The sequence below is a fragment of the Sulfuricurvum sp. genome (assembly GCF_023229695.1).
Taxonomy (GTDB): domain Bacteria; phylum Campylobacterota; class Campylobacteria; order Campylobacterales; family Sulfurimonadaceae; genus Sulfuricurvum.
Map to the genome: position 1 here is coordinate 57,056 of NZ_JALNYS010000015.1, position 12,508 is coordinate 69,563.

At 47.2% G+C, this 12,508-nt stretch carries 15 protein-coding genes; 14 read left to right on the top strand and 1 reads right to left on the bottom strand.

Features of this window, described 5'->3' with window-relative positions:
- Positions 1-87: 87 nt before the first annotated feature.
- The 7 genes from M0P91_RS11345 (at position 88) to ligA (ending at position 7,394) form a co-directional block, all read left to right on the top strand.
- Positions 88-357, top strand: coding sequence for a DUF4160 domain-containing protein (locus M0P91_RS11345; protein ID WP_295067379.1), 270 nt, complete (start codon positions 88-90; stop codon positions 355-357).
- Between the two features lie 9 nt (positions 358-366).
- Positions 367-615: a DUF2442 domain-containing protein gene (locus M0P91_RS11350; protein WP_295067382.1), complete on the top strand. Its 249-nt coding sequence runs from the start codon at positions 367-369 to the stop codon at positions 613-615.
- Between the two features lie 199 nt (positions 616-814).
- The gene (locus M0P91_RS11355; protein WP_295067385.1) at positions 815-1,120 is read left to right on the top strand and encodes a hypothetical protein; all 306 of its coding nucleotides are present in this window, start codon (positions 815-817) and stop codon (positions 1,118-1,120) included.
- Positions 1,110-1,400 (top strand): type II toxin-antitoxin system RelE/ParE family toxin, encoded by a 291-nt coding sequence (locus M0P91_RS11360; RefSeq protein WP_295067387.1) that lies wholly within the window; start codon positions 1,110-1,112, stop codon positions 1,398-1,400. The genes M0P91_RS11355 and M0P91_RS11360 overlap by 11 nt, the downstream gene beginning before the upstream one ends.
- A gap of 143 nt (positions 1,401-1,543) precedes the next feature.
- A complete protein-coding gene (locus tag M0P91_RS11365; protein WP_295067389.1) occupies positions 1,544-1,963 on the top strand; it encodes a hypothetical protein in 420 nt (139 codons plus the stop codon).
- Positions 1,964-2,102: 139 nt separating this feature from the next.
- Positions 2,103-5,234 carry an EAL domain-containing protein gene (locus M0P91_RS11370; protein ID WP_295067391.1) on the top strand — a complete coding sequence of 1,044 codons (3,132 nt, stop codon included), beginning with the start codon at positions 2,103-2,105 and terminating at the stop codon, positions 5,232-5,234.
- 147 nt (positions 5,235-5,381) lie between these two features.
- A complete protein-coding gene (ligA, locus tag M0P91_RS11375; protein ID WP_295067459.1) occupies positions 5,382-7,394 on the top strand; it encodes an NAD-dependent DNA ligase LigA in 2,013 nt (670 codons plus the stop codon).
- Here ligA and M0P91_RS11380 read toward each other — a convergent pair.
- Positions 7,320-8,513: an FAD-dependent oxidoreductase gene (locus M0P91_RS11380; protein WP_295067393.1), complete on the bottom strand. Its 1,194-nt coding sequence runs from the start codon at positions 8,511-8,513 to the stop codon at positions 7,320-7,322. The two genes, ligA and M0P91_RS11380, sit on opposite strands and share 75 nt — an antisense overlap.
- 107 nt (positions 8,514-8,620) lie before the next feature.
- On the opposite strand from M0P91_RS11380, the gene M0P91_RS11385 reads away from it, so the two are divergent.
- From M0P91_RS11385 to M0P91_RS11415, 7 genes are all read left to right on the top strand, one after another.
- On the top strand, positions 8,621-9,331 hold the full coding sequence (locus M0P91_RS11385; RefSeq protein WP_295067396.1) for a TlyA family RNA methyltransferase: 711 nt from the start codon (positions 8,621-8,623) through the stop codon (positions 9,329-9,331).
- Positions 9,312-10,139, top strand: a complete 828-nt coding sequence (locus tag M0P91_RS11390) for a bifunctional riboflavin kinase/FAD synthetase (RefSeq protein WP_295067397.1) — start codon at positions 9,312-9,314, stop codon at positions 10,137-10,139. Before M0P91_RS11385 ends, M0P91_RS11390 begins: the two co-directional genes overlap by 20 nt.
- A gap of 144 nt (positions 10,140-10,283) precedes the next feature.
- The gene (locus tag M0P91_RS11395; protein ID WP_295067400.1) at positions 10,284-10,706 is read left to right on the top strand and encodes a c-type cytochrome; all 423 of its coding nucleotides are present in this window, start codon (positions 10,284-10,286) and stop codon (positions 10,704-10,706) included.
- Positions 10,707-10,953: 247 nt separating this feature from the next.
- Positions 10,954-11,631: a F0F1 ATP synthase subunit A gene (locus M0P91_RS11400; RefSeq protein ID WP_295067402.1), complete on the top strand. Its 678-nt coding sequence runs from the start codon at positions 10,954-10,956 to the stop codon at positions 11,629-11,631.
- 10 nt (positions 11,632-11,641) lie between these two features.
- On the top strand, positions 11,642-11,929 hold the full coding sequence (locus M0P91_RS11405) for a hypothetical protein (RefSeq protein WP_295067404.1): 288 nt from the start codon (positions 11,642-11,644) through the stop codon (positions 11,927-11,929).
- A gap of 59 nt (positions 11,930-11,988) precedes the next feature.
- A complete protein-coding gene (locus M0P91_RS11410) occupies positions 11,989-12,279 on the top strand; it encodes a BrnT family toxin (RefSeq protein WP_295067407.1) in 291 nt (96 codons plus the stop codon).
- Positions 12,251-12,499 carry a CopG family antitoxin gene (locus M0P91_RS11415; RefSeq protein WP_295067409.1) on the top strand — a complete coding sequence of 83 codons (249 nt, stop codon included), beginning with the start codon at positions 12,251-12,253 and terminating at the stop codon, positions 12,497-12,499. The genes M0P91_RS11410 and M0P91_RS11415 overlap by 29 nt, the downstream gene beginning before the upstream one ends.
- Positions 12,500-12,508 lie beyond the last annotated feature (9 nt).

A 12,508-nucleotide genomic window follows, 5' to 3' on the forward strand; every position in this document is an offset into this window, starting at 1 on the left:
TACGTTGGAAGCTAAAAGATACCTTGCCTGATTATTCCGTGAATGACGAGTGTGATATAATTATCTAAATTGAAGTGAGGAGATTATATGCCAACCATCAGTATGTTTTACGGCATTGTTGTGATGATGTTTTTCAGAGACAATCAACAGCATAATCTCCCGCATATTCATGTCCGTTATCAAGATGATAAAGCAGTGATCGGTATACCCGATGCAGAACTAATCGATGGTACGCTACCGAAAAAACAGCTCAGAATGGTTCAAGCTTGGATCGAGATACACAGAGATGAGCTAATGGCGGATTGGGACTTGGCGATTGTCGGTGAACAAATTTATAAAATTGACCCATTGAAATAAGGGGATAAAATGCTTTTAGATGTTGTAAATTTTGTTTTTTTGGATGAATATAAAATACTCTTAACCTTTGAAAATGGTGAAAAAAGAGAGTTTGATTGTGCGACACTGATCGATCAAAAACCGTTTCATGTGTTTGAAGACAAAAACTATTTTAAAAGAGCAAAAATAGAATATGGTACATTGGTATGGCCTAATGAAATCGATATTGCCCCCGAAACACTTTATGTTTGTTCGACCCCATATGAGAAGGTTAGTTGAGTTTTAATTAAATTTGGTCTCTCTATTTTTACATTCCGCGAAAATCATTTCCATCCAATAGTTTTGCTCTCATACCACACCTAGAGCAAGGTCGCTCGCCGTAGGGTGAAGCGTACCGCCAGCGTTCTGGGGTGAGGGCAAAGAAAAGGATATCTAGTTTTTGTGTATAATATTCCGTAAGATTATACGGGAGATTACGATGGTGGCTTATAAATCCAACGAAATGATGAGTTCGACCGATGTCGCGAAAAACTTCGGAGCCGTCCTCTCCAAACTCGCAAACCACGAAGTGGATAAAATCTGCGTACTGCGTAACAACAAACCCGAAGCGGTAGTCCTCAGCGCACTCGAATATGAGCAACTCCGCGATTATCGCTATTGGAACACGATGAGCGAAAAAGAGTATCTTCAAAAATCGAATGAGAGTATCGACAGTTCACGGAACTACTCTATCGAAGAGGTGGATGCTTATCTCGAACGGATCATCGACTCGTATGAACGTTAGAATTCTTCCCTCTTTTATCGCCAAACTTCAGTTTGTTTTGGAAAAGATTGCCGAGGATAAAAAAAGTGCGGCGCATATGTTTCGTCGTGAGGTTTTGCGCGAGTGTTACAGCCTCAGCGATTTTTCCTATCGATGTCGTCGCTCGATCCATTATAACGATGACACTATACGCGATCTGATTTTTAAAGGGTGGAGTGTGATTTATAAGATCACGGATGACGAGATAAAAGTGTTCGCACTGACAAAATATGAAGATTACAAAGACGAGAACGACCAATGACCCAAAAAACCTCGTTTTCCCGGTAATTCGTACGCAGCGTCCAAAGATACCGGAAAACGGATGATCTGGCAGAATCTATAAAATATATCATTTTTTATCATTTTATGTTATAGTAGAGTGATGGTATACAAAAAGGGGTCATCATGAAACGTTATTTCCTATCAGCGGTAATTGCCGCTGCCACTTTGACTACTTCGGCATTTGCTGCCGACGTCGGTGTTTCGGTTAGCATCGGCCAGCCCGGCTTCTATGGACAAATTAACATCGGAGACTTCCCGCAACCAGCGGTGATTTACCGCCAACCGATAATTATTAATCGGGGGGTATCAATGAATCGCCCGCCGGTCTATCTGCGCGTTCCGCCGGGGCACGCCAAAAATTGGAAGAAACACTGTCGCGAATACCATGCCTGCGGCGAGCGGGTCTTATTTGTGCATGATGACTGGTACGAACGAGAATATGTTCCGCGTTATCAAGAACAACACCGTGATCGCGGGTATGACCACCAAGATAGAGGCAGGGGGGATGATCATGGGAACAGAGGTCACGGCAATAACCATTAAAGGATGAAAGAGGGGTGATCTTTCTACGCAAAACACTGGCTGTCAAAACGCAGAGTACGACAGCAAAAAGCGGAATTAACAGGAGTAAAGAGATATAATAGAGTAAAAGTAAAGAGATCGGAAAAGAAGGGGGGCTGAATTGAAAACAATTCTGGGACGTACATTTTGTGTACAAAAGATGTTTCTTTTTTTCTTTTTGGTTTCTGCCTCTGTCTGGGGGGGAGAGGGGAGTTCCGATACGGTTTCTCCCTCTGTTTCTGCCAAACCCGTTGTGATCGGAGTCCTCTCGTTTCGCCCGAAACCCCAGACTCTGGTACAGTGGAAACCGCTTGAAACGGTATTGAAACAGGCGATACCGGAGCATGATTTCATCGTTGAGCCGCTCACTTTCTCCGAACTCAATAAGGCGGTTTCAGAGCGCCGGATCGATTTTGTCCTGACCAATCCCGTCAATTACATTCTGCTGCAAAAACGGGCCGGTCTCTCCTTGCCGCTCACTACGTTGGCGGTGAATGAGAGCGGTCGCACCTCCACCGTTTTCGGCGGTGTTATTTTTACCCGTGCGGATCACAGGAACATCAAGGGGTTGGAAGATCTTAAGGGTAAAACGATTGCTGCCACCGATACGGAATCGATGGGCGGTTATCAAATGCAGATGTATGAGCTTCATCAAGCCGGTATCCGTTTGGAGAATAAGAGCAGATTTATAATGACCGGTATGCCGCACGATAACGTCGTCAAAGCGGTCCTCTCCGGAACCGCCGATGTTGGTTTTGTCCGGAGCGGAGTTTTGGAACATATGGTACGTGAGGGGGATCTAAAGCCTGAAGAGTATACGATTATCCATCGTCAGTCTCATCCGGAATTTCCGGTGGATGTTTCGACACGGCTCTACCCCGAGTGGCCGTTAGCGGCGTTGCCGGGTATCGATGAAGCGCTTGCTCGTCATGTTACTGCGGCACTTTTCAAGCTGAACAGCCATTCTCCATATGCGCGGGCCATGCAGATCGACGGATTTACCCTTCACGCCGATTATACACCGGTTGAAAATATGCTCAGAGAGCTGCATCTCCCCCCTTTTGACAGGGAAGGGCGACTGACGCTCAAAGAGGTCTGGAACGGTTACCGTTGGCAAATCACGGCCATGTTGTTGATGCTTGTGTTTCTCGGGCTTCTTGTTCTGATACGGTTGTTGAAAACACACCGTAAATTAAAAGAGAGCGAAGCCCATTTAAGAGCGATTGTCGAGAACGAACCCGAATGTATCAAGATTGTAGACGAAGCGGGGTATGTACTGCACATGAATCCGGCAGGGTTGGCGATGCTGGAAGCCGACGAGTTGGAACAAGTCGCCGGATACCCGATCCTTGATCGAATCGCTCCGGAATATCATGAAGCTTATCTCGCACTGCACAAGCGGGTTCTTGCCGGCGAATCGATGCATATGCAATTCGAAGGGGTCGGTCTGCATGGGACGCGGCGTTGGTTTGAGAGTCATTCCGTACCGATGCAAGATCACGGCAAGAGGGTCCATCTGGCTGTTACACGTGATATCACCGAGCAAAAAGAGGCCGAAGACAAACTCCATTTGGCCGCCAATGTTTTTGTATATGCCCGAGAAGCGATCGTTATCACCGCGACCGATGGGACCATCATTGATGTCAATGACGCTTTTAGCCGTATTACCGGTTACAGCCGGGACGAAGTGCTGGGGCTCAACCCCCGTTTTCTCAGCTCCGGTCGCCAAGATAAAAAGTTTTATGCCGAAATGTGGAGTGATTTGATCGAACACAGCCATTGGTACGGTGAAATCTGGAATCGTCGTAAAAATGGCGAAGTCTATGCTGAGATGCTGACGATCAGTGCCGTGCGTGACGGACAGGGGATTATTCAGCAATATGTGGCACTCTTTTCTGATATAACCCAACTCAAAGAGAATGAAGATCACCTGAAATACATCGCCCATTACGATGTTTTGACCGATCTTCCCAACCGCGTATTGCTGGCGGAACGGATGACTCAGGCGATGGCCCTGAGCAAACGGCACTCACAGCCGCTTGCGGTTGTCTTTTTGGATTTTGATAATTTTAAAGAGATCAACGACCATTACGGACACGCAATCGGAGATAAACTTTTAATCGCCCTCGCGGGCAATATGAGAGGGATATTGCGTGAAGGGGATCTGCTTTCCCGATGGGGCGGGGATGAATTTGTTGCCGTTTTGATGGATCAGAGCGATATTAAAAACAGCGATACCCTTTTTGAGCAGCTGTTGGCCGCTACATCAGAACCGATCTATATCGATAGCTGCAAGCTTCAGATATCGGTTAGCCTCGGGGTTACTTTTTATCCGCAGGCCGAGGAGGTGGATGCGGATCAATTGTTGCGTCAGGCCGATCAGGCAATGTATCAGGCAAAATTGCTGGGGAAAAACCGTTATCATATCTTTGATACTGAACAAGACCGAAGCATACGGGGATACCATGAAGATATCGTCCGATTCCGTCAAGCCCTTGAGAACAATGAATTTATCCTCTATTATCAGCCGAAGGTGAACATGCGTACGGGTGCGGTGATCGGCGTCGAGGCGTTGATCCGGTGGCAGCATCCTGAAAAAGGGATTTTGCCTCCGGGACTCTTCCTCCCGATTATTGAGAACCACCGGCTGGCTATTGATCTGGGGGAATGGGTGATCAATGCGGCACTTGAACAAATTGAGCGCTGGCATCAGGAGGGGTTTGATATCCGGGTAAGTGTCAATATCAGTGCGAACCAATTGCAGGAGGGGAATTTTACCGAACGGTTGCATCAGATCGTGTTGGCCCATCCGAATGTAAACCACTCCAGCCTGGAGATCGAGATTCTGGAGACCAGCGCACTGGAAGATCTCACGCGAACCGCAAAAATTATTGAATCGTGCAGAGACATCGGTGTGAGTTTTGCTTTGGATGACTTCGGTACCGGATACTCTTCATTGACCTATCTGAAACAGCTTCCCGTCTCTTTGATCAAAATCGATCAAAGTTTTGTCCGCGATATGCTGATTGATTCGAACGACCTGAATATTTTGGAAGGGGTGATCAGTCTGGCCAATGCTTTCCACCGACAGGTGATTGCGGAGGGGGTTGAAACACTCGAACACGGCAAGTTGTTATTGCAACTGGGATGCGAACTGGCACAAGGATATGCAATCGCCCGTCCCATGCCTGCCGAAGAGGTTCAAAACTGGACAAATTCGTGGAAATCGTTTCCGGAATGGAGAAGAGGGTGAAGGTGTGTTTCGTATCGTCTATGAAGTGATCGAAGCGGAGATTTTGATCCATAATATAGCGATCAAAGAGCGGGACGATATAAGCGTCCCTAAAACGGTGTTGAAGCGCCTTGAAGAATAAAATAAATAAATGTAAGAATGAATGCAATGACCCAAACCCAATACCAGAACGCCGTAAAACAACTCCAAAAACACTCCTACCACTACTACGTCCTCGACGATCCGATCACAACGGACGAGGAGTACGACATCCTCTATCACAAGGTGGTAGCGTATGAGCATGAACATCCCACGCAGATCATTCCCGATTCTCCGACACAGCGGGTAGGGGATGTCCCTCAGGATAAGTTTGACAAGGCACAGCATCTAAGCCGTATGTGGAGCCTCGAAGACCTCTTTAACCGTGACGAGTTGGAGACGTGGGTCAACCGTATCACCAAAAGCTACGGCACTGTACGGTTTTACTGCGAGCCGAAATTTGACGGGGCGAGTTTGAACCTGATCTATGACAACGGTGCGCTGGTTCAGGCGATCACGCGCGGGGACGGTGCCCTTGGGGAAGACGTGACCCAAAACGCCAAAACGATTCAGAGTATCCCGCTAACGATTGAGTATCAAGGGCGGATCGAGATACGGGGGGAAGTGGTCATTTTCAAAGAAGATTTTGAGAAGATCAACGAAGAGCGGCTGAAAAACGGCGAATCGCAGTTTGCCAATCCGCGCAACGCCGCAGCGGGGAGCCTCCGTCAGCTTGATACCCGTATCACCGCATCACGCCGCCTCGTTTTTATGCCTTATGGGATCGGCTCCAACACACTGGAGCTTAAAAACCTCTCGGAGCGGATGGAGTGGGTCTATGCACTGGGATTTCGAAATCCCCATATGACCCATTTGTGCGAAACGAGTGAGCAGATCGAGACCTTTTACCATGAGATGCGCGTTGAGCGGGATAATTTTGCGATGCTTCTGGATGGGATGGTGATCAAGGTCGATTCCGTAGCGGTGCAAGATGAGCTGGGTTACACGGTGAAAAATCCCCGCTGGGCGGCGGCGTATAAATTTCCCGCGATTGAGAAACTGACCGTCTTGCGCGAGGTGATCATGCAGGTGGGGCGCAGCGGTGTCGTTACCCCTGTTGCCATCGTCGAGCCGGTCGATATCGAGGGGGTGACGGTGGAGCGCTCGACGCTTCATAATTTCGATGAGATTGAGCGTAAAGATATCCGCCTCGGGGACAAGGTGATAATCTTGCGCAGCGGCGACGTCATCCCCAAGATCGTCAAGGTGATCGCTGCGGAGCGAAACGGAAGCGAGAGGGTGATAAAGCGCCCCAGGGATTGTCCGGTGTGCGGGTCCGAACTCCTCGATGAGGGGGCATTGATCAAATGCCAGAATCTGGATTGCGAAGCACGGATCGTCAACTCGATCATCTATTTCGCCTCCAAAGCGTGCCTCAACATCGACGGGTTGGGGGACAAGATCGTTGAAGCGCTGCACAAGGCAGGACGGGTCAAAGAGCTGAGTGATCTGTTTGATCTGACGATGGAACAGCTTTTGTCCTTAGAGGGGTTCAAAGAGAAAAAGAGCCGTAATCTCCTCGATGCGATCACGGCGGCAAAGGGGTGCGATTGCTGGCGGTTCATCAATGCGCTGGGGATCGAGCACATCGGCGAGGTGGCGTCGAAGAGTCTGTGCGGTGCGTTCGGAACCGCATTCGATACGGCAAGCCGTGAGGAGATCCTCGCACTGGAAGGGTTCGGAAGCGAGATGGTCGAATCGGTTCTGGAATTTGTCCGGGTTAACGGCGAAAAAATCGAAAGACTTCGATCCATCCTCACCCCTGTCGCCCCGCTCAAGATCGAAGCGGCAGAGAACCCGTTCAAAGGCAAAAGCGTTGTCATCACCGGGACGATGAGCGTTCCGCGTGATCGGATCAAAGCGATGCTTGAAGAGCTGGGGGCGAAAATCGTCTCGTCGGTCTCCAAAAAAACCGATTTTGTCGTCTACGGCGAAGATGCGGGGAGCAAATACGACAAAGCGGTGGAGCTAGGGGTGGCTTTGCTCACCGAAAGCGAATTTAAAAACTTATCTTCTCTTGCCGATGGCGCTCCGTCGGCGCAGGGGGAGAGTGTAAAAGCGAAAAATACCCTTTTTGACTAGATAGGCCAGATACCCCTTTACCTTGATCCCTCCGGGGAGAATCCCCGTACCGTATTCGCCCCCCAGTGCGATCATGATCCCCATATTTTTGAACCGAAACGGCAGTTTCCCTTTCCCCTCCATCGAACGGAGAATGTTTCGGGAAACATGTTCGCCTCCCCGCTCCGCCAGCTGGGCGGTAGGGGGGAACATTCGGCCGTTTTCATCGAGTACCTGAGCGATATCGCCGATGGCGTAAATGTTGTCATGTCCTGTAACGGCGAGGGTTTCATCGACGATGAGGTGCCCTTTGGGATTGGTTGGAAATCCTAGATGGTGGGTCAGGGTCGATGCGGCGATTCCTCCGGTGAAGATCATGAACTCAAAGGGGAGAGTTTGTCCGTTGTCGAGGAGGATTTCATGGGCGCGCACTTCGCTGATCCGGTTGTTGTGCCAGACGTGTACCCCCAGCTTTACGAGCCGCTCATACGAACTTCGGATCAAAAATGGATCGAGTCCGAAGAGGATCGTCTCATACGCGTCGATCAGATAGACATCGACCCCTCGGCAGCCGAAATTGCCGTTGGCGTAAAAGTGGTTCGCATAGGCCGCCATCTCAGCCGCGATTTCGACGCCGGAGAGTCCGGCTCCCCCGATCACGATGTTGAACGGCTGGACATCGCATCCCTGACTTTGGGCCTGGATACGATTGAACAGAGCCCTCTCGAACTGCTGTTTGAAATCGAGGGCGGAGGGGATGTTTTTGACCCCGTGGGTGTGTTCGCGCAGACCGGGGATGAAATCGGGGAAAAAGGTGCGGCTTCCGGTGGCGATGATCAGATGATCGAATTTTATGCGCTGTGAAGAGGTCTGAACCTGCTGCTGTTGCGAATCGATGGAGATCACCTCTTCGCAGACGAACCGGACTGAGGGGAAACTTTTTGTCAGGGAGGGGAGGTCGATCATAACCTGGGACATGTCGACTTTGTTGGCGATAAAATCGTACACTTCCGTTTGCATGTAATGATAGGTGTTCTGGTCGATCAGTGTCAGAGTAAGAGCGTGATGTTGGCTCAAATGTTCAATGGCACGGAGTCCGCCGTATCCTCCGCCGATAATCACAACATGGAGTGATTTCACGATGACCTCCAAATTTTTGTGCAATAGTAGCGGATTTTACCCCCCTTCTCAACTCCTATCAGGCTCAAATGGCTATAATTGCACGATATGCAACCAAAAGGGGAGTAATGAGACTCGATAGCTATCTGGTAGAACATGAATTTGTAGAGAGCCGGAACAAAGCGCAGCAGCTTATCAAAGATCATGCCGTCAGTGTGAATGGAAAAATTATCGATAAAGTCTCTTTTGACGTCAGTGAGACGATGAGCGTCGAGATTGCCGATACCGAGCTCTACGTCAGCCGTGCCGCGATCAAACTCAAAGGGTTTCTCCCGTTTCTTGAATGGGAGATTAAAGATTTGAATGCTTTGGACATCGGATCGAGTACGGGGGGATTTACACAGGTATTGCTGGAGGAGGGGGTTGCGCATGTGACCTGCGTCGATGTCGGGAGTGATCAGCTTCACCCGAGTCTGCGGAGCGATGCGCGAGTCAGCGTCCGGGAAAATACCGATATACGCGAATTTATTGCAGACCAACCGTTTCATATCGTTACGTGCGATGTTGCCTTTATTCCGCTGGAACTGATATTGGAATCGATCAACCGTTTGAGCTCCAACTACATTATCCTCCTTTTTAAACCGCAGTTTCAAGTGGGGCGTGAGGTTAAACGGGATAAAAACGGTGTTGTGAAAGATGACAAAGCGATCCTGAAAGCGATGATCAAATTTGAAGACACCTGTGCCTTGCTGGGATGGAACTTGATCGCAAAAGAGGTAGCCCATATAGCAGGAAAAGAGGGAAATCAGGAGACGTGTTATGGTTTCATCAAACGTTGAAGCGATTGCCATCGGCGGATTTGACGGGATGCATATCGGGCATCAGGAACTTTTTAAAGAGTTGGGAAAACACGGCGCGATTATCGCCATTGAGACGGGATATGCCAATATGACGATCAAAGAGGAGCGGGAACACTATACCCACTATCCGATTTTCTATTTTCCCCTTGATGAGATTCGCCATCTGGGCGGTGAAGAATTTGTGGCACTGTTAAAAAATAAATTTCCGAAACTTCGTAAAATTGTTGTCGGTTATGATTTTCATTTTGGCAAAGACCGTCGCTATTCACATCAGGATCTTAAAAAATTGTTTGGCGGGGAGGTGTGCGTTGTCGATCAGGTGATGATTGACGGCGATTCGGTCCATTCACATAAAATTCGTGCCAAAATCCAGATTGGCGATCTAAGCGGAGCGAACCGTTTTTTGGGGCATAACTACACGATTCGAGGAAGTGTTGTGAAAGGGCAGGGGATCGGCAAAACAAAATTGGTTCCGACGATCAATCTTGAATGTGACGGATTTTTGCTCCCTTATGAAGGGGTATACGCCGCTTTGACCCGTATTAATGATGAAGAGCATTTTCACCCCTCCGTTGTTTTTGTCGGTCATCGGATAACGACAGACGGAAGCTATGCGGTAGAGAGCCATATTTTGGGGGAAACGATAGCACACTGCACCCAAGCATCGGTAAGTTTTGTCAAATTTTTACGTAAAAATCAAAAGTTTGATTCTCTGGAATCTCTTAAAACAGCGATCGAAGGGGATATTGCAAAAGCCAGACGGGAACTTATCCATTTGAGTCTTTAGGGGGTTGTAGGGACTTTAGTCCCTGCCACTTTATGGGCTTTGCCCAGAAAGTGCGAAACATCACTCTGTAAGAGTAATCAAAATAAAGACTTTTTTAAAGCAAAGAGGTTATCATATTCTTATATCAATAGTAGGAGATAGAGAATGAAAACACGCGGATTATTAGTCATCGGTCTAGCCTCTTTGTTAATATCGAGTTTTTGCAGCGCAAAAGTGTTGGAAACATCGAGTATGATTTATAAAAATCGTTGTGCCAATTGTCACGGAGCTAAAGCCAACGGTGTTCCGAAACTCAAAGAACAAGCCGGGGTAAGCGCGGAACAGGCAGCTGCTCTTGGGGTTTCATCACAAGAGAAAGGGGATATTTACGGTCCTCCGCTGAATACATTAAGCGAAAGCGAACTGATCGAGAAATTGAAAAATCTGAGAAATAAAGATTTTGATACCAAATCCTACCACTCGGTTATGCGGAAAAACCTGAAGAAGGTTGAAGAGCGGGAAGGAAAAATTACCGATGAAAAAATAGCCGGGTACATATTTACTACGTTCGGACCCGGAAGCAAATAAATGTTTACCGTTTCCCAACATCCGTGTTGGGAAACTTCTGATTTAGTTTTCGAAAAGGTGGCTAGATTTTCTCGGCTTTGTCAAAATTTTACGCAAAAATCCCCCCTCAAATCTCCTGAAACCTCTTAAATATGTTTGTCGTGATGAGATTTTAAACGGCGGCGGAGAGATGCTCTGTGCCGGTTTATAGGAATTTAATCTCTAAACGATTATAATTGCAGCAATTTTACGCAAAGGAACACTTCTTATGGGTGAGTTGTTTACTTTCTTTGGCCTTATAAGCCATGAACATTCTTTTATTTTCCTCACGCACATGCTGCTAACAGCGGCAATCGTTCTTGTGATCGCGAAAATGGCAACATCGAATCTCCGCTTGGTTCCTACGGGAACCCAAAACGTCATGGAAGCTTATTTGAGCGGCGTTTTGGCAATGGGTGCCGATGTTATGGGCAAAGCGGAAGCACGTCGCTATCTACCTCTTGTAGCGACGATCGGTCTTTTCGTCGGAATCGCAAATATTATCGGGATTCTTCCCGGTTTTGAAGCACCGAGTGCATTTTTGGATTTTACCCTTGCCCTTGCATTGGTTGTTTTTACTTATTATAACTTTGAAGGTATTCGTCGTAACGGTTTGATCAGTTATTTCAAACACTTCATGGGCCCTGTATGGTGGTTGGCATGGTTGATGTTTCCGATCGAAATCGTATCGCACATCTCCCGTATCATCTCTTTGAGCTTCCGATTGTTCGGTAACGTCAAAGGGGACGATATGTTCTTGATGGTCTTGTTGATGCTGGCTCCTTGGATTCTTCCGATCGTGCCGTTTGCACTTCTTACTTTCATGGCATTCCTGCAAGCGTTCATTTTTATGATGCTTACCTACGTTTACCTTGGCGGTGCGGTTCTTCTACACGACGACCACTAAGGTCTTTGAGATGAAGCTAAGTATGTTCGGTGCACTTTTGAGCTTTCTTAGCGGTGTATCCTGGGCTTTCGTCCTTGTCGGAGCCTGGGTCACTTTTCAATCTTTCGTTTTCCTCGGAATTGTTCCTGCAATTATGTTTACTTTCCTCTTTGTCTTTTTGGCGTTATTTTTGATTTTGGTTCTGGAAACGATATCAATGGCGCGTGATCGCAACGATATGTTGGCAAAACAAAACTCCCTTCTTGAAGAGATTCGAGACACCGTAAAAGCACCTTCCGAAAACTTTTCCCAAGAATAAATTCTCAAGTATTTGCTACCGTATTTGTTTCGGTAGTCAAACTCTGATATAATTGTTCTATGGCTACTTTTGAATTTGAATATGATACTAACAAAAGCAAAAGTAATAAAGATAAGCACGGCATTGGTTTTGAAGAGGCAAAAACTCTTTGGAACGATGAAAATGCTTTAGTCACTTTGGCACATGTTGTCGATAGTGAAACACGTTATGCAATTATTTCCAAAATTCTTGGGAAATGTTACGTAGCAATTTTTAGCATCAGAGAAAATAAATATAGAATTATCAGTGTCAGACGATGCAGAAAAAACGAGGAGGATGGGTATGAAAGCTTTGACAGCGGAACAATTTGACGAAAAGTTTGATAACGGCGAAGATATTAGTATGTACCTCGATTTTACAAAAGCCGTCAGATTAAAAGATATCGATCAACTCTCAACCAAAACAAAAAAAGTGAATGTTGAGTTTCCTGAATGGTTGTTAGATACCTTGGATAAAGAAGCTCATAAAATCGGTGTTTCACGCCAATCGGTTATTAAATTGTGGGTAGCAGAACGGCTTAAAGCAATTTAAGGGGAGGAA

Excerpts from the sequence above, each read along its gene's own strand:
- M0P91_RS11345 (WP_295067379.1), top strand. The coding sequence starts at position 88 with ATGCCAACCATCAGTATGTTTTACGGCATTGTTGTGATGATGTTTTTC.
- M0P91_RS11350 (WP_295067382.1), top strand. The coding sequence starts at position 367 with ATGCTTTTAGATGTTGTAAATTTTGTTTTTTTGGATGAATATAAAATA.
- M0P91_RS11355 (WP_295067385.1), top strand. The coding sequence starts at position 815 with ATGGTGGCTTATAAATCCAACGAAATGATGAGTTCGACCGATGTCGCG.
- M0P91_RS11360 (WP_295067387.1), top strand. The coding sequence starts at position 1,110 with ATGAACGTTAGAATTCTTCCCTCTTTTATCGCCAAACTTCAGTTTGTT.
- M0P91_RS11365 (WP_295067389.1), top strand. The coding sequence starts at position 1,544 with ATGAAACGTTATTTCCTATCAGCGGTAATTGCCGCTGCCACTTTGACT.
- ligA (WP_295067459.1), top strand. The coding sequence starts at position 5,382 with ATGACCCAAACCCAATACCAGAACGCCGTAAAACAACTCCAAAAACAC.
- M0P91_RS11385 (WP_295067396.1), top strand. The coding sequence starts at position 8,621 with ATGAGACTCGATAGCTATCTGGTAGAACATGAATTTGTAGAGAGCCGG.
- M0P91_RS11390 (WP_295067397.1), top strand. The coding sequence starts at position 9,312 with ATGGTTTCATCAAACGTTGAAGCGATTGCCATCGGCGGATTTGACGGG.
- M0P91_RS11395 (WP_295067400.1), top strand. The coding sequence starts at position 10,284 with ATGAAAACACGCGGATTATTAGTCATCGGTCTAGCCTCTTTGTTAATA.
- M0P91_RS11400 (WP_295067402.1), top strand. The coding sequence starts at position 10,954 with ATGGGTGAGTTGTTTACTTTCTTTGGCCTTATAAGCCATGAACATTCT.
- M0P91_RS11405 (WP_295067404.1), top strand. The coding sequence starts at position 11,642 with ATGAAGCTAAGTATGTTCGGTGCACTTTTGAGCTTTCTTAGCGGTGTA.
- M0P91_RS11410 (WP_295067407.1), top strand. The coding sequence starts at position 11,989 with ATGGCTACTTTTGAATTTGAATATGATACTAACAAAAGCAAAAGTAAT.
- M0P91_RS11415 (WP_295067409.1), top strand. The coding sequence starts at position 12,251 with ATGAAAGCTTTGACAGCGGAACAATTTGACGAAAAGTTTGATAACGGC.